Source organism: Diaphorobacter limosus, from assembly GCF_033100095.1.
In the GTDB taxonomy this organism is placed as follows: Bacteria; Pseudomonadota; Gammaproteobacteria; order Burkholderiales; family Burkholderiaceae_C; genus Alicycliphilus; species Alicycliphilus limosus.
Window position 1 is genome coordinate 2,176,722 of the sequence record NZ_CP136921.1, and the last position, 20,127, is coordinate 2,196,848.

The 20,127-nt window shown below is 67.2% G+C and carries 20 protein-coding genes; 6 read left to right on the plus strand and 14 right to left on the minus strand.

What is annotated here, in order from left to right; genetic code table 11:
- Nucleotides 1–42: 42 nt before the first annotated feature.
- The 11 genes from pqqA to P4826_RS10570 all read right to left on the minus strand — a co-directional run bounded on the left by pqqA (nucleotide 43) and on the right by P4826_RS10570 (nucleotide 8,895).
- On the minus strand, nucleotides 43–249 hold the full coding sequence (pqqA, locus tag P4826_RS19730) for a pyrroloquinoline quinone precursor peptide PqqA (RefSeq protein ID WP_425605162.1): 207 nt from the start codon (nucleotides 247–249) through the stop codon (nucleotides 43–45).
- Complete coding sequence (locus P4826_RS10525) at nucleotides 230–1,051, minus strand: hypothetical protein (RefSeq protein WP_317700366.1); 822 nt, start codon at nucleotides 1,049–1,051, stop codon at nucleotides 230–232. Before P4826_RS10525 ends, pqqA begins: the two co-directional genes overlap by 20 nt.
- Nucleotides 1,048–1,947: a 3-phosphoserine/phosphohydroxythreonine transaminase gene (serC, locus tag P4826_RS10530; RefSeq protein ID WP_317700367.1), complete on the minus strand. Its 900-nt coding sequence runs from the start codon at nucleotides 1,945–1,947 to the stop codon at nucleotides 1,048–1,050. The genes P4826_RS10525 and serC overlap by 4 nt, the downstream gene beginning before the upstream one ends.
- Before the next feature lie 24 nt (nucleotides 1,948–1,971).
- Nucleotides 1,972–2,127, minus strand: a complete 156-nt coding sequence (locus P4826_RS10535) for a hypothetical protein (protein WP_317700368.1) — start codon at nucleotides 2,125–2,127, stop codon at nucleotides 1,972–1,974.
- 9 nt (nucleotides 2,128–2,136) lie between these two features.
- Nucleotides 2,137–2,643 (minus strand): urate hydroxylase PuuD, encoded by a 507-nt coding sequence (locus P4826_RS10540; RefSeq protein ID WP_317700369.1) that lies wholly within the window; start codon nucleotides 2,641–2,643, stop codon nucleotides 2,137–2,139.
- A gap of 101 nt (nucleotides 2,644–2,744) precedes the next feature.
- Complete coding sequence (gene pqqE / locus P4826_RS10545) at nucleotides 2,745–3,890, minus strand: pyrroloquinoline quinone biosynthesis protein PqqE (protein ID WP_317700370.1); 1,146 nt, start codon at nucleotides 3,888–3,890, stop codon at nucleotides 2,745–2,747.
- A 114-nt stretch (nucleotides 3,891–4,004) separates the two neighbouring features.
- Nucleotides 4,005–4,652, minus strand: coding sequence for a response regulator (locus P4826_RS10550; RefSeq protein WP_317700371.1), 648 nt, complete (start codon nucleotides 4,650–4,652; stop codon nucleotides 4,005–4,007).
- The gene (locus P4826_RS10555; protein WP_317700372.1) at nucleotides 4,649–6,016 is read right to left on the minus strand and encodes a histidine kinase; all 1,368 of its coding nucleotides are present in this window, start codon (nucleotides 6,014–6,016) and stop codon (nucleotides 4,649–4,651) included. The genes P4826_RS10550 and P4826_RS10555 overlap by 4 nt, the downstream gene beginning before the upstream one ends.
- 187 nt (nucleotides 6,017–6,203) lie before the next feature.
- Nucleotides 6,204–7,187, minus strand: coding sequence for a tripartite tricarboxylate transporter substrate binding protein (locus P4826_RS10560; protein ID WP_317700373.1), 984 nt, complete (start codon nucleotides 7,185–7,187; stop codon nucleotides 6,204–6,206).
- Nucleotides 7,188–7,210: 23 nt separating this feature from the next.
- Nucleotides 7,211–7,675, minus strand: a complete 465-nt coding sequence (locus P4826_RS10565; protein WP_317703749.1) for a MaoC family dehydratase — start codon at nucleotides 7,673–7,675, stop codon at nucleotides 7,211–7,213.
- A gap of 14 nt (nucleotides 7,676–7,689) precedes the next feature.
- Complete coding sequence (locus P4826_RS10570; RefSeq protein ID WP_317700374.1) at nucleotides 7,690–8,895, minus strand: CaiB/BaiF CoA transferase family protein; 1,206 nt, start codon at nucleotides 8,893–8,895, stop codon at nucleotides 7,690–7,692.
- 198 nt (nucleotides 8,896–9,093) lie between these two features.
- Between P4826_RS10570 and P4826_RS10575 the strand changes: the two genes are divergently transcribed.
- Nucleotides 9,094–9,852 carry a metallophosphoesterase family protein gene (locus P4826_RS10575; protein WP_317700375.1) on the plus strand — a complete coding sequence of 253 codons (759 nt, stop codon included), beginning with the start codon at nucleotides 9,094–9,096 and terminating at the stop codon, nucleotides 9,850–9,852.
- Nucleotides 9,853–9,856: 4 nt separating this feature from the next.
- Nucleotides 9,857–11,287, plus strand: a complete 1,431-nt coding sequence (locus tag P4826_RS10580) for a bifunctional serine/threonine-protein kinase/universal stress protein (protein WP_317700376.1) — start codon at nucleotides 9,857–9,859, stop codon at nucleotides 11,285–11,287.
- 6 nt (nucleotides 11,288–11,293) lie between these two features.
- Here the strand turns inward: P4826_RS10580 and P4826_RS10585 are convergent, their stop codons facing one another.
- A complete protein-coding gene (locus P4826_RS10585; protein ID WP_317700377.1) occupies nucleotides 11,294–11,734 on the minus strand; it encodes a hypothetical protein in 441 nt (146 codons plus the stop codon).
- 61 nt (nucleotides 11,735–11,795) lie between these two features.
- Between P4826_RS10585 and P4826_RS10590 the strand changes: the two genes are divergently transcribed.
- Nucleotides 11,796–12,839 (plus strand): serine/threonine protein kinase, encoded by a 1,044-nt coding sequence (locus tag P4826_RS10590; protein WP_425605163.1) that lies wholly within the window; start codon nucleotides 11,796–11,798, stop codon nucleotides 12,837–12,839.
- 25 nt (nucleotides 12,840–12,864) lie between these two features.
- On the opposite strand, the gene P4826_RS10595 is transcribed toward P4826_RS10590, so the two are convergent.
- Nucleotides 12,865–13,857: a Bug family tripartite tricarboxylate transporter substrate binding protein gene (locus P4826_RS10595; protein WP_317700379.1), complete on the minus strand. Its 993-nt coding sequence runs from the start codon at nucleotides 13,855–13,857 to the stop codon at nucleotides 12,865–12,867.
- A gap of 540 nt (nucleotides 13,858–14,397) precedes the next feature.
- Here P4826_RS10595 and lldP point away from each other — a divergent pair.
- The 3 genes from lldP to lldD are packed head-to-tail and all read left to right on the plus strand — an operon-like array spanning nucleotide 14,398 to nucleotide 18,057.
- Complete coding sequence (gene lldP, locus P4826_RS10600; RefSeq protein ID WP_317700380.1) at nucleotides 14,398–16,092, plus strand: L-lactate permease; 1,695 nt, start codon at nucleotides 14,398–14,400, stop codon at nucleotides 16,090–16,092.
- Nucleotides 16,093–16,124: 32 nt separating this feature from the next.
- A complete protein-coding gene (gene lldR, locus P4826_RS10605; protein WP_317700381.1) occupies nucleotides 16,125–16,913 on the plus strand; it encodes a transcriptional regulator LldR in 789 nt (262 codons plus the stop codon).
- 10 nt (nucleotides 16,914–16,923) lie between these two features.
- Nucleotides 16,924–18,057 (plus strand): FMN-dependent L-lactate dehydrogenase LldD, encoded by a 1,134-nt coding sequence (gene lldD, locus P4826_RS10610; RefSeq protein WP_317700382.1) that lies wholly within the window; start codon nucleotides 16,924–16,926, stop codon nucleotides 18,055–18,057.
- Nucleotides 18,058–18,120: 63 nt separating this feature from the next.
- Here lldD and htpG read toward each other — a convergent pair whose 3' ends face one another.
- Nucleotides 18,121–20,082, minus strand: a complete 1,962-nt coding sequence (gene htpG, locus P4826_RS10615) for a molecular chaperone HtpG (protein ID WP_317700383.1) — start codon at nucleotides 20,080–20,082, stop codon at nucleotides 18,121–18,123.
- Nucleotides 20,083–20,127 lie beyond the last annotated feature (45 nt).

The window sequence follows — 20,127 nt, forward strand, 5'->3', positions numbered from 1 at the left end:
CTGCCGGCGCGCTAGCGGCCGAAGCCGCTGGGGCGTACCGGCTTAGCGCACGTAAACGTAGGCGGTCACTTCAAAGCCAAGACGGATTTCGCAATAGGCGGGGGTATGCCAGGTCATGGGTGTCTCCTCGTGAGGTGTTGCGACGCCGCACCACGCGGCTTCTGGGCATATTGTTCCGGGGCCGGTGGTTGCGGTCGTCCGCGCTTTATGGGGCGGCACCTCCAGAAAATCATGAATCTGCGTCGCCATCGCTGCATGTGGGCTGGATCAGCCCCTGCAGGCATTGCGCACCCTGCGCGGTAAAAAGGCGGTGCACCTGCACGCCGCTGGCGCCGCAGGCCCGCGCGCGGTCCACGTCGGCGCGGCAGCGAATGCCGCCAACGGCGACCAGGTCGGGGCCGGCGCCAACCTGCTGGCGCAGCGCGGACAGGCAGGCCCAACGCTCTCCGGTGTCGGGCAACACCACGGTCAGCTGGTCGATGCCGGCCGCCAGCGCCAGCGCGGCCGCCGTCGATGCCCCCGGGTGGGTGCCGGGCAGCTTGATCGCCAGGCGCACCGCGCCATGCTGGCCTTCCCTGCCCAGCTGGTGTGTTTGGTCGCGCAGCGTGGCCACGGCAACAAACGCCGCACCCAGCACCGCCAGGCCAGCGGGCTCAAGCAGGCGCTGGTGGGCACGGGCACTGAGGTTCAGGCTGACGTAATGGGCAACCTCTGCCACTGCCGCAAAGCCAGCCAGCCACTGCGCTGCCACATGCTCCAGGGCCACGGCGGCAGGCACGCCCAGGCCAATGCCGACGGCGCACGGCGCCCTGCCCTGCGGCGCGCTCTGCGGGGCCGCTGCCAGTGCGTTCTTCAGGGCCTGAACCAGCGCCGCCACGCCGACGTTGTGCCCGGGCAGCGGTTGTGCTGTCACGCTGCCAAACTCCACGCTGCCAAATCCATGGCCGAGCAGCTCTGCGGCGCGCCCCCCATCCTGGTCGATACCGCCGGCAAGACCGGGACGCTGGAGCCAGGTGGCGGGACTGGGTGCCAGCGGTATTCGTGCATTCATCCGTAGCGCCTTTGAAAATGGGCCATGAAATCCACCAGCGCATCGACCCCGGCCTGCGGCATGGCGTTGTAGAGACTGGCGCGCAGACCACCAATGCGGGGGTGGCCACGCAAGTGGTGCAAGCCGGCGGCCTCGGCTTCGGTGGCAAACACCGTATCCAGCGCCGCATTGGCGCAGCAGAACCGCACGTTGACCAGGGAGCGATGGCCCAGCGCCACCGGTGCGCAAAAGAACCCCTGGCTGGCGTCGATGGCGCAGTACAGCGTGGCCGCCTTGCGCTGATTGGCCTCGGCCATGGCAGGCAGACCGCCTTGTGCATCTATCCAGTCGAGCACCATGGCGGTCACCAGCAGGGCCGCCACCGGCGGCGTGTTGACGCAACTGGCGGCTTGCGCCTGGAGGCGGTACGAGGCGACGGATGCCAGGCTGGCGGAGCTGCGCGCCAGCAGTGCCTCCTGGATGACGACCACGGCCAGGCCGGCAATGCCCAGGTTCTTCTGTGCCCCGGCATAGACCAGGCCAAAGCGCGCGATGGGCAGGGGCGCCGTCAGACAGGACGACGTGCAGTCAGCCACCAGCGGCACATCGCCCACGTCAGGCAGGCCGGGATAGGCGATGCCCTCGACCGTCTCGTTGGGTGTGATGTGGCAATAGGCGCTGCCGGGCGGCAACTGCCAGCCCTGCAACGGCGGCGCCGCCAGCGCCTGTGTGCCTTCATGCCGCGCCACCACGCAAACCTGGTGCTGCCTGGCCGCCTCGGCCATGGCGCGCTGGGCCCAGTAGCCCGAATCGGCGTAGGCCACCGTGCCCCCGGGAGTGGCCAGGTTGGCCGGCACCATGGCGAACTGGTGCATGGCGCCACCGGCCAGAAACAGGATGCGGTAGCCGTCTGGCACGCCCAGCAGCGCACGCAGGCGGGCCTAGGCATGGGCCAGTGCGGCACGGAACTGTGGCGCGGAAAACGGCCGCTCCACGGGCGCGGCACCATCGGCGCCCCGGCTGAACAGCGTCTCCCGGGCCTGCGCCAGTACGGCATCGGGCAGGCGTGCCGGGCCGGCGGCAAAGCTGTAGGGCATGGCGCGGCCCTATCTGAGCAGGTACCCGCCATGGCTGCCCGATGCCATGAAGAACAGCAGCGGAATCGACAGCATGGTGTTGGTACGCGAGGAGAGGTGGGTGATGCGCGAGCAGCGCAGGCGCTCGTGCACCGGCGCCGGAACCAGGCCCAGCACCTTCTTCTGGTGCGGCCAGAGGACGAACCAGACATTGAGCATCATCAGCGTGCCGATGTAGACACCCACCCCGATCGGTGCGAGGGTGCCCTGCAGCTGCAGCGCACCTGGGAGCCAGCCCCGGTGCCAGAGCATGAAGATCCCGGCGCACCAGGTCACCACCGAGGCCCAGCGGAAGGTGCCATGTTCGCGGTTGATCACCTCCTTGAGCTTGGGGCTGTCCGGGTCGCTCAGGTCGCTGGCGGCGAGAGGGCGCCACCGGGGCCGGTTCACCACGCTGGCGTAGTTGTGGCCGACCCAGATCACGCCCGCCAGAAAATGCAGCCAGCGCGCCAGCAGGTCCAGCATTGCCATGTCCATGGTGCTCTCCTAGGCCAGAAGGCGTAGCAGCGCCGCCAGCACGGCCGTCAAGGCCACGCCCAGCGCCACGGTGGTGAGTGCGTTGTCGTAAGGGTGTCGCATCATTCCTCCATGAACGTGGTGGACACGGCGCTCGCCGAACGCTTGACCAGCGGTTTCTTGAAGCGCAGGGGGCGCACCACCTCCTTCACGGCTTCGGTGATGCGGTGGCGGAAGGGCGAGCGGCTACAGGCCGGGTCGGTGTTGCCGGCATCACCCGTGAGCAGGAACGCCTGGCAGCGGCAACCGCCGAAATCCTTTTCCTTTTCGCTGCAGGACTGGCAGGGCTCCGGCAGCCAGTCCAGGCCACGGTACTTGCGGAACAAGGGCGACTCGTGCCAGAGCCAGGCGAGCGAGCGTTCGCGGACCGACTCAAACTCCAGCCCCGGAATGACCCTTGATTCCTGGCAGGGCATGGCCACGCCGTCCGGCGCAATGGTCAGGTGGATGGCGCCCCAGCCATTCATGCAGGCCTTGGGGCGGTCCTCGAAATAGTCGGGCACCACAAAGTACAGCGTCATGCGCTTGCCCAGCTTGGCGCGCCACTCGTTGACCGTGGCCTCGGCCTGGCGGATCTGCTCCAGGCTGGGCAGCAGCTCATCGCGGTTGAGCAGGGCCCAGTTGTAGTACTGGATGTTGGCAAACTCGATGTATTCGATGCCCAGGTCCGCGGCCCATTCGCACATCTCGCCGATCAGGTCGATGTTCTGCTTGAACACCGGCATGTTCAGCACCATGGGAAAGCCATGCGCCTTGATGCGGCGCGCAGCGTCCATCTTCAGCGCATGGGCGCGGGCGCCAACCAGGGCGTCGGTCATTTCGGCGCGGGTGGACTGGACGGAGAGCTGAATCTGCTTGAGCCCCGCCGCCTTCAGCGCCACCAGGCGCTCCTCGTTCAGGCCCACGCCAGAGGTGATGAGGTTGGTGTAGAAGCCGATGCTGTCGGCATAGGCCACCAGCTCCTCCAGATCGTCGCGCATCAGTGGTTCACCGCCCGTGAATCCCAGCTGCAGCGCGCCCAGATCACGCGCCTCGCGCAGCACACGCATCCACTCCTGGGTGCTCAGCTCCTGCGAGGTGTAGTCATCGAAGTTCAGCGGGTTGTTGCACCAGCTGCACTTGAGCGGGCAACGGTAGGTCAGCTCCAGGGACAGCCATAACGGCTTGCCCTGGCCGTCCAGGCTCAGACCCTGTTCTTCTTTCGGCATAGCGCTCCTTTCGGCAACAGCGACAAGATGCCTCATTCTTTCCGCCCTGCCTGCAGTGGGCTACCGGCAAATTTGCATTTGCAGCTCGCGAAAATCACGAGAACCACACACGGCTCAAACGTCGATCATCCCGTTGCGCAAGGCCACCAGCGCCAGTTCAGCGGCGTTCTGGACATTGAGCTTTTGCTTGATGTGGTACAGGTGGGTGCCCACGGTGCTGGGGCTCAGGCGAAAGTCTTCGGCCACCTGCTGCACGGAGCGCCCCGAGGCCAGTTGCAGAAAGACTGCCAGCTCCTTCTCGGACAGCGTCTCCACGGGGCTGGACGATTTCGACAACTGCGCCAGGGCCAGCGCCGCGGCCAGTTCCGGGTCGATATAGCGCTGGTCTTTTGCCACCGCAGCGACTGCGCGCAAAAATTCGTCGGGGGCCGCCCGCTTGCACAGGTAGCCCCGGGCACCCATGCGCAGCGCCCTTGTGGGCATGATGTCGTCGCTGTGTGCCGAGAGCATCAGAACCCGTGCCTTGGGGGCATGGTTGAGGATGCGCTCCAACGCCCCCAGGCCACCGATGCCGGGCATGGAGATGTCCATCACCAGCACATCGGGATCCAATGCGCCATACATGCGCGAGGCCGTTTCGCCAGACTCGGCCTCGCCCACCACGGTGGCGCCTGCGCCTTCGAGCAGCAGCCGCAGGCCCAGGCGCACGACCGCGTGGTCGTCGGCCAGCATGATGCGCGTCGCGTGCAAATTGGGGCTCATGCGGCAGACTCCAAAGCAGACAGGAGATGGTCCGGCAGCCGTGCGAGCACGCACAAGCCGCCGCTGGCGGCGGTGTTGAGCTCCAGCTGACCGCCCTGCGCAGCAATGCACTCGCGCATGCCCGTCAGGCCCAGCCCGCTGCCAGGATGGCCAGTGCCGCTACCCAGGCCACAGCCGTTGTCGCTCAGCCGAATGTTGAGCCAGCCGCCGCTGCGCTCTATGCACAGGTCGGCCTGCGTGGCCTTTGCATGCCGCACGATGTTGGTCAGGCCCTCCTGCACCACGCGCACCGCGGTCTGGGTGAGCTCTGCAGCCAGCGGCGTGGTGCCGATGTCCATGCGGCAGTTCAGGGCAATATGGGGGTGCAGCAGCTCCCAGCGTGTGCATGCCTGCGCAATATCGGTGCCCAGGTCATGTTCCAGCGCCGAACGCAGGCGGTACAGGATGGCCTTGACGCCATCCTGCATCTCGCCGGTGACGGCCACAATAGTTTGTGCGGGCTGCTGCAGCGCAGGTTGATCAGAGGTGCGCTGAGCAATGGCGCCGGCCAGTGCGCGCACGCCGGTAATGCACTGGGCCAGCGTGTCATGCAGCTCGCGGGCGATGGCGCGCCGCTCATCCTCCAGGCGCGCCTGAACGAGACACGCCACCTCGCGTTCGCTTTTCAGGCGCACGTTGTCCTCCACAGCTTCCTCCAGGCGGTCTGCCATGCCGTTGAAGGCCAGCGACAGGCGGCCCAGCTCGCGCAACGGAAAGACCGGCAGGCGAACGTCGAACCGGCCGCCACCGGTACAGTCCAGCGCGTCCATCACTTGCTCCAGCGGTCGCATGGTGCGCCCCAATGCCCAGCGCACCAATGCAAACAGCGCACCCAGCAGCGCCACGGTCCAGAGACACAGCACCTGCAGGTCGTCCCAGGCATCGACGACGGCGCGCGAGTGGTCGGGCGAGATCACCAGCTCCAGGTTGCCCACGCCCACGCGGTGCACGGCAAACACCGGGGCCACCAGCGCGGTGAACCAGCCCGGTGCAGTGCGGTCGGCCTTATAGGTGGGCGCCGGCGAGGCGTAGAGGCGCCGGCCGTCTTCAGTGAACACCTCCAGGGCATTGGCGCGGATGCGCCCCAGGGGTCGCACCATGGACAGCACACGCTGCGCGACAAACTCGGGAGGCGCCGACTGCACATCGGAAGCCAGGGCCTTGAGCCACTGCACGCTGACCCGGTTGGCTGCGGAGATTTCCTCGTGGATGCTGCTGCGCATGCCATGCACCCACAGTGAGGCCAGCACCATCAGCAAGATGGCCGCCAGCCCGGTCAGCAAAAGGCTGATGCGTGTATGCAGGCTGCGGGGCGGAATGCTCATCGCCTCTCCTTGGCTCAAATACTCCGGTTCGGATTGCATACCGCACCGCAATCACCATGCCAAAGATCTCTGTCCCCATGGGCGCACCCAGCCACCGGCTGTGGTGCGACGCAATACAACAACTGGTGATTTGTGGAGCAATCCGTTGTGTGCCGAAGTGACACACTCGGACGCCATGCACCAGGCCTTACTCCAGCGTGACGCCCGTGGCCTTGACCACCGTGGCCCAGCGGGCCAGCTCCTTGCGCACATAGGCGCCGTATTCCTCGGGGGTGGAGCCCAGCGGCTCGGCCCCCTGCACGGCCAGTTTGTCGCGCATATCGGCGCTTTGCAGCGCCTTGTTGACCTCGGCATTCAGGCGCTGCACCACGGCGGCGGGCGTGCCGGCGGGCACCATCAGACCCTGCCAGGCGCCGGCCTCGAAGCCCGGCATCACCGTCTCGGCCAGCGTCGGCACCTCTGGAAATAGCGACATGCGCTTGGCCGTGGTGACGGCCAGCAGCTTCATGCGCCTGTCCTTGACGAAGGCCATGACGGAGTTGATGGTGTCGGTCATGAACTGGATCTGGCCCGCCGCCAGATCCACGTCGGCCGGCGCGCTGCCACGGTAGGGCACATGCGTGGCCTCTATGCCCTGGGCGCGGACAAACTGGTAGGCCGCCAGGTGCGTCACATTGCCGTTGCCGGCCGAGCCGTAGGACAGCTTGCCCGGGTTGGCCTTGGCGTAGGCCACGAAGTCCTGCACGCTGTTGGCCGGCACGGCGGGGTTGACCACCAGCGCCAGCGGCACCACCGCCGTCAGCGCCACGGGCGCCAGGTCGCGCAGCACGTCGTACTGCATGCTCTTGTACAGCGCCGGGCTGAGCGTGATGGACGAGGTGTTGTAGAGCAGCGTATGGCCGTCGGCCGCCGCCTTGCTGACCAGCGCGCCGCCGATGTTGCCGTTGGCGCCGGGCTTGTTGTCCACCACCACCGGCTGGCCCATCTGCTCCGACAGCTTTTGCGCCAGCAGGCGCGCCACCATGTCGGTGGGGCCGCCGGGCGGGAAGGGCACAACCATGGTGATGGGCTTGGCCGGATAGGTCTGCGCCAGCGCGCCGGGTGCGGCCAGTGCCGCCAGTGCGCCGCAGGCGGCCAGGGCCAGGCAGGCGCGGCGGTGGATGGGGTTCATGTCTGTCTCCTCGGTGTGGTGTGTTATTGCGTGCGCCCGGCCAGCAGCCGCGTGGCGGTGTAGGTCATGACCTGCACGCCGCCCTGCTTGAACACGTCGATGCGCGAGGTGACCACGGCGCGGCCGCTTTTCGACGTGGGGCGTATCCCGGTGACCTCGACCATGGCCTCGATAGTGTCGCCCACCAGCACGGGGGCCAATATCTTCTGGTGCAGCTCCAGCATGGCCAGGCCCGTGCCCTGGATCATGGTCTGCAGGATGAAGCCCTCTATCAGCGTGTAGGTCAGCGCGCCCGGCACGGGCCGCCCGCGCATGGCGCCGCCCTCGTAGCCCTCCTCGATGAAGATGGCCTCCAGCATGCCGGTGACGTTGATGAACTGCACCAGGTCGCTCTCGGTGACCGTGCGGCGGAAGGTTCTGAAGCGCTGGCCGACCTGCAGGTCCTGCCAGACGAAGCCCTGGCCCAGGCGCGGAGCGGCGTGGTCCATGGTGTGCGTGCCGTTCATGTGTCTGCATCCTTGTGTTGTGGCGCAATCGCGGCGCCTTGATCGATCAGCGCCTGCACCTGCGCGGCATCCAGCCCCACCTCGGCCAGCAGGGCGCGTGTGTGCTCCCCCAGGCGCGGCGCCATGGTCACGGGCGGGCGCTGGCCGTCAAAACGCACGGCCACGCCGGGAAAGCGCAGCGTGCCCATGGCCGCGTCCTGCAGTTCCTCGAAGAAGCCCGTGGCCAGCAGATGCTCGTCAGCGCGCAGCTCGGCCAGGCGCGCCACCGGGGCGGCGGGAATCTCCAGCCGCTCGCAGGTGGCCAGCCAATAGGCCGTCGGCTGGCGCCGGACGTAGGTGGAGGCCAGCTCCAGCAGCTCGGCGATATGCGCCGTGCGGCTGGCAATGTCGGTGAAACGCGGGTCGTCCGCATGCTGCGGCGCGCCCACCTCGGCAAAGAAGCGCTGCCAGTGCAGATTGGTGTAGGGCATCATGGCCACCAGGCCATCCGCCGTGTGATAAGGCCTGCGCCAGGGCGCCAGCACGCGCGGGTAGCCGGGCGCAGAGCGCGGCGGCTCGAAGTGCTGGCCGTAGAAATGCTCGACCAGGTTGAAGCCCACCATGGACTCGAACATCGGCACCTCGACGAACGCCCCTTCGCCCGTGCGCTCGCGCTGCCACAGCGCCGCCAGGATGGCATGCGCCGCCACATGGCCGCAGGTCTTGTCGGCGGCGATGGTGGGCAGGTAACGCGCCTCGCCGCCCTGCTGCTCCATCAGGTCAGCCAGGCCCGACATGCCCTGGATCACATCGTCATAGGCCGGCCGGCCCGCGTACGGCCCGGGCAGAAAGCCCAGCAGGCTGGCGTACACCAGCCGCGGGTGGCGCGCGCGCAGCGTCTCGGGATCGACGCCCAGGCCGGCCAGCTTCTGCGGGCGCATGCTGTGCATGAAGACGTCGGCGGTCGCTATCAGCGCCTGCAGCGCCTGACGCGCCTCGGGCCGCTTCAGGTCCAGCGCAATGCTTTTCTTGCTGCGGTTGGAGCCCAGGAACATGGCCGCCATGCCGGGTTCGGGCGCCGGCCCGGTGTGGCGCGTGGAGTCGCCCCCGGGCGGCTCCACCTTGATGACCTCGGCGCCATAGTCGGCCAGCACCTGGCTGGCCAGCGGGCCGAAGATGACGCTGGACAGATCCAGCACCCGCAGTCCTTGCAAGGGCTTCATTCGCATGTCTCCTGCTGCTGTCTTGCTGGCGATTATTCGGGTTCGGCCCCCATGCGTCTAATATTTATTGGCGTCCGTCCGATACCTGCTGCGTATCGAATGGCGCTCGTGAGACCAAAAAACTACGTGTTTTCCCTAGATACACAAGCGGCGCCATGCAAGCGAGCACTCAGCTTATGGCGCGATGATGTTCCGATCATGAAGATTGCCCTGCTCTCCGACCTCCACGCCAACCTGCCCGCCCTCGATGCCTGCCTGGAACATGCCCGCGCCCAGGGGGCAGAACAATTTGCCCTGCTGGGCGACCTGGTGGGCTACGGCGCCGACCCGGGCCCGGTGCTCGACCGCGTGATGCAGCTCGTGGCCGATGGCGCGCTGTGCGTGCGCGGCAACCATGACGATGCCGCAGTCGCCCCGCCGCCCCAGGTGGAGAACCTGGGCGACCAGAGCGCGCAATGGACGCACCCGCACCTGTCCGCCGAACAGCGCGCCTTTCTGGCCGGCCTGCCGCTGACCGCGCGCATGGGGCCGGACGCCCTGCTGGTGCATGCCAGCGCCGACGGTCCCGAGCGCTGGCACTACGTGGCCGACAGCAACGCCGCCGAGCGTTCCATGGCCGCGGCCACGCAGATAGACCCGGCCATCCGCTATGTCTTCAGCGGCCATGTGCATGAGCAGGCGCTGTACTTCCTCACGCCCACGGCCAAGCTGATGCGCTTTAGCCCCCAGCCCGGCGTGCCCGTGCCCGTGCCGCCGCACCGGCAATGGCTGGCCATCGTGGGCTCCTGCGGCCAGCCGCGCGATGGCGACACGCGCGCCATGTATGCGCTGTTCGACGCCGGGGCCGCCACCATCACCTTCCAGCGCGTGCGCTACGACCATATGGCGGCTGCGGCGGCGGTGCGCGCCAGCGGCCTGCCGGCCTTCTTTGCCGACCGGCTGGAAAAAGGGCGCTAGCGCCATGAAGCTGCTCGAGCCTGGCACCGAGGTCGACGGCTTCGTGGTGCACGAGTGCATACATGCCGGCGGCATGGCCCATATCTACCATGCGGGCTACGCGAATACGGCGCGTGATCCGGGCTTTCCGCTGGCCATGAAGATCCCGCGCATGACGGCCGGCGATGGCGCCGAGAACATCGTCAGCTTCGAGGTCGAGCTGACCATCTTGCCCACCCTCACCGGCCACCACGCGCCGCGCTTCGTGGCCGCGGGCGACCTGATGCGTCTGCCCTATCTGGTCATGGAATATGTGGAGGGCCAGACGCTGCAGCACTGGCTGGACAGCCACCAGCGCGGCGACGCCGAGCAGGACGCCCGCGACATCGCCCGCATCGGCAGCGCGCTGGCCATCGCCGCGCACAGCATCCACCAGCAGAATGTCTGCCACCTGGACCTGAAGCCGGCCAACGTGCTGCTGCGCCCGGACGGCAGCGTGGTGCTGCTGGACTTCGGCCTGTCCTGCCACGCGCATTACCCCGACCTGCTGGCCGAGGAGATGCGCAAGGCCGTGGGCTCGCCCACCTGGATCGCGCCCGAGCAGGTGGTGGGCGTGCGCGGTGATCTGCGCAGCGACATCTTCGCCATCGGCGTGATGCTGTACGAGATGGCCACGGGCGAGCTGCCCTTCGGCTCGCCAACCACCGACGCCGGCCTGCGCCAGCGCCTGTGGATGACGCCCGCCCCGCCGCGCCAGCACCGCCCCGACCTGCCCGAGTGGCTGCAGGAGGTCATCCTGCGCTGCCTGGAGCCCGAGGCCGCGCAGCGCTACCCCTCGGCCGCACACCTGGCCTTCGACCTGGCGAACCCGGAGCAGGTGCCACTCACCGAGCGCGGGCGGCGCCTGCGCGGGCCCGGCCTGCGCGTGCACTTCAAACGCTGGATCAAGGCCGCCGGCATGCACTACCAGCCCAGCCCGCTACCCACGCGCCAGATCGAGGAAGTGCCCATCCTCATGGTCGCCGTGCCGCACGACGACGTGACCGACGCCACGCTGTACTCGCTGCGCGAGGCGGCGGCGCGCTCGCTGGGCATACGCCCGGGCGCGCGCCTGGCCTGCGTGTCGGTGATCTCGCCATCGGCCAGCAGCGCGTCGGACAGCGAGCGCAGCGAAACCACGCTGCGCCGCCAGCATCTGGCGCGGCTCAAGCAATGGGCGACGGGGCTGGATCTGTCACGCCACAGCGCCAGCTACCATGTGCTGGAGTCCAGCGACGTGGCCCAGGCCCTGGTGCGCTACGCCGAGGCGAACCGCGTCAGCATGATGATCCTGGGCGCTGCCACCCATGGCCTGCAGCTGCAGCGCTTTGTGGCCACCGTACCCATGCGCGTGGCGCGCGACGCGCCCTGCACCGTCATCCTGGTCAAGCAGCAGCTGCCGTTCGAGCACCTGTAGCCGCCATCAGCAACCACCCATCACGCGGCACTCGGGCACCGGCCGGCCTTGTGCATCGCGCCACTGCAGGGGTGCGCCCTGCGCCCCGGGCACGGGCGGCGGCGCAGCGCCAGGTGTAGCCGCCGGCTGCTGCGGGTCATGCAGCACCGTGGAGCTGCCCACCCCCACACCCACGCGGGCATTGCCCATGGGCACCGATGCCCCCACCCCGGCACCACCCGTGACCTGGCCGCGCTGATTCACCCCCACGCCGACGCCAAGCGGCCCGACGCCGGTGGACACGCCCGCCGACACACCGCCGGAACCCAGCCCCACGCCAATGCTGACGGGGCCCACTGGCACCCCCACGCCCACATGCGCCGATGGGCTGGCGCATGCGGCCAGGAATGCCGCCATGGCGAGCGCGGCCGCGCCGCGCCAGCCTGTCTCGTTGATTTGCCTTGCCATGCCCCATGGTAGCCAACCCGGCGCGGCCGGCACGCCACAGCGGCGCGCGACAATGCACGCCATGACCGCAACGCCCTCAGACACCGCCCCGCCCCACCCCTACGCCAGCCTCACGCCGGACCTGGTGCTGGACGCCCTGGCCAGCGTCGGCCTGTACGGCGACGGCCGGCTGATGGCCCTGGGCTCGTATGAGAACCGCGTCTACCAGGTGGCGCTAGAGGATGGCAGCCGCGTGGTCGTCAAGTTCTACCGCCCCGGACGCTGGAGCCAGGCGCAGATCGAGGAGGAGCATGCATTCGCGCTGGAGCTGGCCGCCGCCGAGGTGCCCGTGGTCGCGCCCCTGATGCTGCAGGGCCGCAGCCTTCACCAGCACGCCGGCTTTGGCTTTGCCGTCAGCCCCTGGCGCGGCGGGCGCATGCCGGAGCTGGACGACTTCGAGGTGCTGGAATGGCTGGGGCGCTACCTGGCGCGCATCCACAACGTAGGGGCCCAGCGCCCGTTCGAACAACGCCCGCGGCTGGATGCGCAAAGCTTTGGCCAGGAGCCGCGCGACTGGCTGCTCAGCCAGCAAATCATCCCCCTGGACCAGCAATCGGCCTGGCACGCGGCCTGCGATGAAGCTCTTGAATTGATAGCTTCTGACGCTTATCCATCAAGCGCTACAGGCCAATTTGTCTTGAAAGATGCAAACGCCATCCGCCTGCACGGCGACTGCCATCCCGGCAATGTGCTGTGGACACCCGTGGACGACGCAGGCCAGGGCGGCCCGCATTTCGTGGACCTGGATGACGCGCGCATGGGCCCGGCGGTGCAGGACCTGTGGATGCTGCTGTCGGGCGACCGGCGCCAGCGCGCGCTGCAGCTGTCCACGCTGCTGGACGGCTACGAGCAGTTGCGCGCCTTCGACCGGCGCGAGCTGGCGCTCATCGAGCCACTGCGCACGCTGCGCCTGATCCACTACAGCGCCTGGCTGGCGCGGCGCTGGAGCGACCCGATCTTCCCCATCAACTTCCCGTGGTTCGGCAGCAGCGACTACTGGCGCGGCCAGGTGGGCATGCTGCGCGAGCAGATCGAGGCGATGCGCGAGGAGCCGCTGACCGCCTGAAAAGCACAGGCGGCCAGGCCCGGCATCATTCAGCCTTGACGCCGGAGATCTTCACCAGCTTCTGGATGACGGGATCGACGGCGTCAAAGTCCTTGTGGAACTGCGCCGCGCCGCCCGGCACCGACTCCAGGCCAAAGACCTGGAAGCGCGCCTTCATGGCCGTGGAGTGGATGATCTCCACCGACTCCTTCTCCAGCCGCTGCAGTATGGGCTTGGGCGTGCCCTTGGGCGCCAGCAGGGTGAACCAGGCCACCGTGTTGAACTCCGGGTCGGCAAAGCCCTGCTCGGCCATGGTGGGCACGTCGGGCAGTTCGGCCAGGCGCTTGGGGCCATAGATGGCGATGGGGCGCACGCGGTTGTCCTTGAGCACGCCCTGGGCCGCGGCAATCGTCCCCAGACCCCACGAGACCACGCCGCCCGCCAGATCCTGGATATGCGGCGACTCGCTCTTGTAGGCCACATGCGTCATGTCCAGCTTGCGCGTGTCGCTCAGGTAGGCGCTCATCAAATGCCCGGCCGAACCCTGTCCGTATGACCCGTAGTTGACCTTGCCCTTGTTGGCCTGCGCCCAGGCCATGAACTCCTTCATGTTCTTGACCGGCACATTGGCGTTGACCATCATCACCAGGCTGGTGGAGGCCAGCTGGGTGATGAACTCGAAGTCCTTGCGGATGTCGTAGGGCACCTTGGCAAAGATGTGGTGGGCATAGAACACGGGCGTGGAATAGGCCACCAGCAGCGTATAGCCATCCGGCGCGGCGCGCGCCACGGCCTGCGTGCCGAGCATGCCCGAGGCCCCCGTCTTGTTGTCCACCACCACCGCCTGGCCCAGGCGCTTGCCCAACTGGTCGGCCAGCACCCGCGCCACCACATCCGTACCGCCGCCGGCGCCGGCGGGCACCACCAGGGTGATGGGGCGGTTGGGGTAGTCCTTGGCGGCGCTGGCGGTCTGGGCCTGCGCCCAGCCTGCCGCGCCCAGGGCCAGGGCCATGGTGGCCAGTACGGTCTTGATCCTCATGCATCGTCTCCCGGTGGTCAAAGGGAAGGATGCTGCGAGAACAACCGGCCAGTCGCCAATAGGGGATACCTGTAAAACAACGCGATCAGCAGCAGCAACGGCACGCTGGAAGCGCCAAACCCCTGCCTTGCGCTCGTCGCGCACCCGGCCAAAACCTCAACCGATCAAGCCTGAACGCTTTGGCAGCAAGCCTTCACAGCGATCCCAAAAGGGCATGCATCGAGCCTGCGGCGCGCCCCAGCCAACAGAATGGGCGCTTTCCACGGTATTTCGTTAGCAAGCATATTGGTATGACCAATACTGAATTTACCCTGATTGTTTATGAATTTAGGTATTTACCCGGTATGCATTGATAAATGCGCACGCCGAAAATAGCCACGCCTCGGATCTCATGCGTATTGGTAGTACCAATTTCACTTTCACGCCATGGCACGAGGCATGCCACCCTCCCCGTTGACCCCGCCCCCCAGCGGCAGGCCAGCGGGAAGCCACTGAAACCGCAGGCCCCGCGGCCCGCACAACGCATTTCGCACAACGGCCATGCAAACCCTCTGGCAACAGAACTACGACCCCGCCGGGAACATCTGGATCTCGGCCCTGGTCGCCCTCATTCCCATCGTCTTTTTCTTCCTTGCGCTGACGCGGCTGCGCCTCAAGGGCTACCAGGCAGGCACCGTCACGGTGCTGCTGGCCCTGGGCGTGGCGCTACTGTTCTACAAGATGCCCGTGAGCGCAGCCCTGGCCTCGGCCGTGTATGGCTTCTTCTACGGCCTGTGGCCCATCGCCTGGATCATTGTGGCGGCCGTGTTTCTGTACAAGCTGTCGGTCAAGACCGGGCAGTTTGATGTGATCCGGAGCTCCATCCTGTCCGTCACGCCCGACCAGCGGCTGCAGCTCATCCTGGTGGGCTTTTGCTTTGGCGCGTTTCTGGAAGGCGCTGCCGGCTTTGGTGCCCCCGTGGCCATCACCGCTGCGCTGCTGGTGGGCCTGGGCTTCAAGCCGCTGTACGCTGCCGGCCTGTGCCTGATCGCCAACACCGCCCCCGTGGCCTTTGGCGCCATGGGCATTCCGGTCATCGTGGCCGGTCAGGTGTCGGGCATTGATCCCTTCCTCATCGGCCAGATGGCCGGGCGCCAGTTGCCCTTCATGACCATCCTGGTGCTGTTCTGGATCATGGCGATCATGGACGGCTGGCGCGGCGTGAAGGAGACCTGGCCTGCCGTGCTGGTGGGTGGCGGCTCTTTCGCGCTGGTGCAGTTCCTCACCGCCAACTACATCGGCCCCGAGCTGCCCGACATCACCTCGGCCATCGTCTCGCTGATTGCGCTCACAGCCTTCCTCAAGGTGTGGCAGCCCAAGCGCATCTTCCGTTTTGATACGGAACAGAGCGCTCCCAGCAAGGCCAATGGCACGAAAGCAGCCGGCGCAGCCAAACCCCAAGCCGCAGCACCCCTCACCGCAGGCGCCATCATCAAGGCCTGGTCGCCCTTCATCATCCTGACCGCCATGGTCACGCTGTGGAGCCTCAAGCCCTTCAAGGCGCTGTTTGCTGCCGGCGGCCCGCTGGCTTCCACCATCATCAGCATCCCCGTGCCCATGCTCGACAAGCTGGTCGCCAAGATGCCGCCCGTGGTAGCCGCCGCCACGCCCTACGGCGCGGTGTACACCTTCAACTGGCTGTCGGCCACCGGCACGGCCATCCTGATTGCGGCCATCCTGACCATTGCCTTTGCCCGCTTCTCCCCCGCCAAGGCCGTGGCCACACTGGGTGAGACGGTGCGCGAGCTGGTCATCCCGATCTACTCCATCGGCATGGTGCTGGCCTTTGCCTTCGTGGCCAACTACTCGGGCCTGTCGGCCACACTGGCCCTGGCGCTGGCCCACACGGGCCAGGCGTTTGTGTTCTTCTCGCCCTTCCTGGGCTGGATCGGCGTGTTCCTCACGGGCTCGGACACCTCGGCCAACGCCTTGTTTGGCGCGCTGCAGGCCACCACGGCCAACCAGCTGGGCCTGTCGCCCGTGCTCACCGTGGCGGCCAATACCACGGGCGGCGTCACCGGCAAGATGATTTCGCCCCAGTCCATCGCCATTGCCTGCGCGGCTGTGGGCCTGGCGGGCAAGGAATCGGACCTGTTCCGCTTCACCGTCAAGCACAGCCTGATCTTCGCCGTCATCATCGGCATCATCACAACGCTGCAGGCCTATGTATTTACGTGGATGATTCCGGGCCACTGAACCACGGTTGAACCCCCAACTGGAGAGCCCCCATGCGCCTGGCCGATCACGTTGTCGAGAAACTGCTTGCCCTGGTGCAGGCCCGCGGCCTGCAGCCCGGGCAGCGCCTGCCCGCGGAGCGGCAACTGGCCGAGGAACTGGGGGTGTCGCGCACCTCGGTGCGCGAAGCCATACAGAAGCTGACCAGCCAGGGCGTGCTGTCGGCGCGGCGCGGCGACGGCACCTACCTGCAGTCGCGCGCGACGGCCGAATGGCTGCAGGAGGGCATGCAGCCGCTGGCCGGCCTGATCGACGCCGACCCGCACTACCGCTACGACGTGCTGGAGGCCCGGCAGGCGCTGGAAAGCAGCGCCGCCTGGCTGGCCGCGCAGCGCGCCACCGCCCAGGACAAGGCGCGCATACAGCACTGCTTCGAGGTGATGCTTGACCATCAGCAAAACGGCCACGCCGAATTGGCCGCGCGTGCCGACGCACAGTTCCACCTGGCCATTGCCGAGGCCTCGCACAACCTGGTGCTGGTTCAGGTGACGCACAGCCTGTTCACCACAGTGCTGTCCACGGTGGCGCGCAACCGTCACGACATGTTCCACCTCAGCGCGCCCGTGACCGTGCAGGCGCTGACGGAACAACACCAGGCGCTGATGCAGGCCATCCTGGACGGCGACCCGCAGCGTGCACGCCAATGCATCGATGAACATCTGGAGCATGTGCGCGTCACCATCCAGCGTCTGGACGAAGACCGCGCACGGCAGGAACGTTCCACACGCCTGCCGCCGGATCTGGTACCACCGCTGCTACCCGAAACGTCCCCACACACCTGAACCTCTCGCCATGATCATTTCCTCCAGCGCCGACTACCGCACAGCGGCACAAAAATTCCTGCCGCCCTTCCTGTTCCACTACATCGACGGCGGCGCCTATGCCGAGCAGACGCTGCGCCGCAACGTGGACGACCTGGCCTCCGTGGCGCTGCGCCAGCGCGTGCTCAAGGACATGAGCCAGCTCGACACCGGCATCGAGCTGTTCGGCGAGAAACTCGCCATTCCCGTGGCGCTGTCGCCCGTGGGCCTGACCGGCATGTACCGCCGCCGGGGGGAGGTGCAGGCCGCGCGCGCGGCCGACGCACACGGCATCCCGTTCACCATGTCCAGCGTCTCGGTCTGCCCCATCGAGGAGGTCGTGCCCAAGATCAAGCGCCCCATGTGGTTCCAGCTCTACGTCCTGAAAGACCGGGGCTTCATGCAAAACGCGCTGGAGCGCGCGCAGGCCGCCGGCTGCTCCACCCTGGTGTTCACCGTGGACATGCCCGTGCCCGGCGCGCGCTACCGCGACGCCCACTCCGGCATGAGCGGCCCCAACGCCCCGCTGCGCCGCTACTGGCAGGCCATGACGCACCCGCGCTGGGCCTGGGACGTGGGCCTGCTGGGCCGCCCGCACGACCTGGGCAACATCTCGGCCTACCGCGGCAGCCCCACGGGCCTGCAGGACTACATGGGCTACCTCAGCGCCAACTTCGACCCCTCGATCTCGTGGAAGGATCTGGAGTGGATCCGCGCCTTCTGGAAGGGGCCGATGGTCATCAAGGGCATCCTCGACCCTGAGGATGCGAAGGATGCGGTGCGCTTCGGCGCCGACGGCATCATCGTCTCCAACCACGGCGGGCGCCAGCTCGACGGCGTGCTGTCGTCGGCGCGCGCGCTGCCGGCCATCGCCGACGCGGTGAAGGGCCAGATCAAGATCCTGGCCGACTCGGGCATCCGCAACGGGCTGGACGTGGTGCGCGCCATCGCCCTGGGGGCCGACTGCGCCATGATCGGCCGCGCCTACATCTACGCGCTGGCCACGGCCGGCGAGGCCGGCGTCAAGCACCTGCTGGAGCTGCTGGAAAAGGAAATGCGCGTGGCCATGACCCTGACCAGCGTGGCCAAAGTGGCGGACATCACGGGCGAACTGCTGGCGTCCTGAATTGGCGCTGCAGCCCCGCAGCCCTACAGCATGGCGGCCAGCGCCAGCGGGCTTTGGCTCACATCACACCAATAGCGCGTTCACCCGTTTGACGTAAGCCGCCGGATCCTCCGGCAGGCCACCCTCGGCCAGCAACGCCTGGTCGAACAGGATGTGCGCCAGGTCGTGGAAGTGCACGCTGCCGTCGAGCTTCTTCACCAGCGCATGCTCGGGGTTCACCTCCAGCACCGGCTTGGACTCGGGCGCGCTCTGGCCGGCCTGCTTGAGCATGCGGGCCAGTTGCTGGCTCATGCCGTCGTCCTGCACCACCAGGCAGGCGGGCGAATCGACCAGGCGCGTGGTCACGCGCACGTCCTCGGCCTTGTCTTTCAACGCTTCCTTCAGCTTGGCGAGCAGGGGCTTGAAGGCCTCGGCCGCTTCTTCCGCGGCCTTTTTCTCGGCCTCGTCCTGCAGCTTGCCCAGGTCCACCGCGCCCTTGGCGACGGACTGCAGCGGCGTGCCGTCGAAGTCGTGCAGGTAGTTCAGCGCCCACTCGTCCACGCGGTCGGTCATCAGGAGCACCTCGATGCCCTTCTTCTTGAAGACTTCGAGCTGCGGGCTGTTCTTGGCGGCGGCCAGGGTGTCGGCGGTGATGTAGTAGATGGCCTCCTGGCCCTCCTTCATGCGCGCCTTGTAGTCCTGCAGGCTGACGCTGGCCGTGTCGCTGCTGGTGCTGGAAAAGCGCAGCAGCTTGGCCAGGCGCTCGCGGTTGGCGAAGTCCTCGCCCAGGCCTTCCTTGAGCACGGCGCCGAACTCGGCGTAGAACTGGCTGTACTTGCCTTCCTTGGCCTTGTCCTCGTCGCTCACCACATCGGTCACGCCGTCGGCGGATTCGCTGGCCTCGTGCTTGTCATGCTTGGCCAGGTCTTCCAGCATGGACAGCACGCGCTTGACCGAGCCGTCGCGGATCAGGCGCACGTCGCGGCTTTCCTGCAGCAGCTCTCTAGAGACGTTCAGCGGCAGGTCGGCGGAGTCGATCACGCCCTTGACGAAGCGCAGGTACTGCGGCATCAGCGCCTCGGCGTCGTCCATGATGAAGACGCGCTTGACGTACAGCTTCACGCCGGCCTTCTTGTCGCGGTTCCACAGGTCGAACGGGGCCTTGGCGGGGATGTACAAGAGCTGCGTGTACTCGGTGTTGCCCTCGACGCGGTTGTGGCTCCAGGACAGCGGCGCCTCGTGGTCGTGGCTGATGGATTTGTAGAAGTCCTGGTACTGCTCGGTGGTGATGTCCTTCTTGGGGCGCGACCACAGGGCGCTGGCCTTGTTCACCGTCTCCCATTCGCCGGTCTTGACCATTGAACCCGGCTCGCCCTCTTTCTCGCCCTCCTTCCATTCCTCTTTTTCCATGAGGATGGGCAGGCTGATGTGGTCGGAGTATTTGCCGATGATCTGCTTGAGCTGCCAGGCGTTCAGGTACTCCTCCGCGTCGCCCCGCAGGTGCAGGATGACGCTGGTGCCGCGCGCCGCGCGCTCGATCTGCTCGACCTCGAAGTCGCCCGCGCCGCTGCTCGTCCAGCGCACGCCCTCATTGGCCTTCAGGCCCGCGCGGCGGCTTTCCACGGTGATCTTGTCGGCGACGATGAAGCCCGAGTAGAAGCCCACGCCGAACTGGCCGATCAGCTGGCCCTGCTCGCTGGCGGTCTGCTTCTGGTCGCCCGAGAGGCGGCTCATGAAGTCCTTGGTGCCGCTCTTGGCGATGGTGCCCAGGTGGTCTATGGCCTCCTGCGTGCTCATGCCAATGCCGTTGTCCTGGATGGTCAGGGTGCGCGCGGCCTTGTCGAAGGACACGCGCACTTCCAGGTTGGACTGGTCTTCATACAGCGTGGCGTCGTTCAGCGCCTCAAAGCGCAGCTTGTCGCAGGCGTCGGACGCGTTGGAGACCAGCTCGCGCAGAAAGATTTCCTTGTTGGAGTACAGCGAGTGCGTGACCAGGTGCAGCAGTTGCGCGACTTCGGCCTGGAAGGAATGGGTGTGCTTGCTCATGGGTGTTATGGCGTCGAATGAGTCAGAGAAAGTGAGTGCCGGCAC

Coding starts and splice junctions, on each gene's coding strand:
- pqqA (WP_425605162.1), bottom strand. CDS start 249: ATGGCGACGCAGATTCATGATTTTCTGGAGGTGCCGCCCCATAAAGCG.
- P4826_RS10525 (WP_317700366.1), bottom strand. CDS start 1,051: ATGAATGCACGAATACCGCTGGCACCCAGTCCCGCCACCTGGCTCCAG.
- P4826_RS10535 (WP_317700368.1), bottom strand. CDS start 2,127: ATGCCCTACAGCTTTGCCGCCGGCCCGGCACGCCTGCCCGATGCCGTA.
- P4826_RS10540 (WP_317700369.1), bottom strand. CDS start 2,643: ATGGACATGGCAATGCTGGACCTGCTGGCGCGCTGGCTGCATTTTCTG.
- pqqE (WP_317700370.1), bottom strand. CDS start 3,890: ATGCCGAAAGAAGAACAGGGTCTGAGCCTGGACGGCCAGGGCAAGCCG.
- P4826_RS10550 (WP_317700371.1), bottom strand. CDS start 4,652: ATGAGCCCCAATTTGCACGCGACGCGCATCATGCTGGCCGACGACCAC.
- P4826_RS10555 (WP_317700372.1), bottom strand. CDS start 6,016: ATGAGCATTCCGCCCCGCAGCCTGCATACACGCATCAGCCTTTTGCTG.
- P4826_RS10560 (WP_317700373.1), bottom strand. CDS start 7,187: ATGAACCCCATCCACCGCCGCGCCTGCCTGGCCCTGGCCGCCTGCGGC.
- P4826_RS10565 (WP_317703749.1), bottom strand. CDS start 7,675: ATGGACCACGCCGCTCCGCGCCTGGGCCAGGGCTTCGTCTGGCAGGAC.
- P4826_RS10570 (WP_317700374.1), bottom strand. CDS start 8,895: ATGAAGCCCTTGCAAGGACTGCGGGTGCTGGATCTGTCCAGCGTCATC.
- P4826_RS10575 (WP_317700375.1), top strand. CDS start 9,094: ATGAAGATTGCCCTGCTCTCCGACCTCCACGCCAACCTGCCCGCCCTC.
- P4826_RS10580 (WP_317700376.1), top strand. CDS start 9,857: ATGAAGCTGCTCGAGCCTGGCACCGAGGTCGACGGCTTCGTGGTGCAC.
- P4826_RS10585 (WP_317700377.1), bottom strand. CDS start 11,734: ATGGCAAGGCAAATCAACGAGACAGGCTGGCGCGGCGCGGCCGCGCTC.
- P4826_RS10590 (WP_425605163.1), top strand. CDS start 11,796: ATGACCGCAACGCCCTCAGACACCGCCCCGCCCCACCCCTACGCCAGC.
- P4826_RS10595 (WP_317700379.1), bottom strand. CDS start 13,857: ATGAGGATCAAGACCGTACTGGCCACCATGGCCCTGGCCCTGGGCGCG.
- lldP (WP_317700380.1), top strand. CDS start 14,398: ATGCAAACCCTCTGGCAACAGAACTACGACCCCGCCGGGAACATCTGG.
- lldR (WP_317700381.1), top strand. CDS start 16,125: ATGCGCCTGGCCGATCACGTTGTCGAGAAACTGCTTGCCCTGGTGCAG.
- lldD (WP_317700382.1), top strand. CDS start 16,924: ATGATCATTTCCTCCAGCGCCGACTACCGCACAGCGGCACAAAAATTC.
- htpG (WP_317700383.1), bottom strand. CDS start 20,082: ATGAGCAAGCACACCCATTCCTTCCAGGCCGAAGTCGCGCAACTGCTG.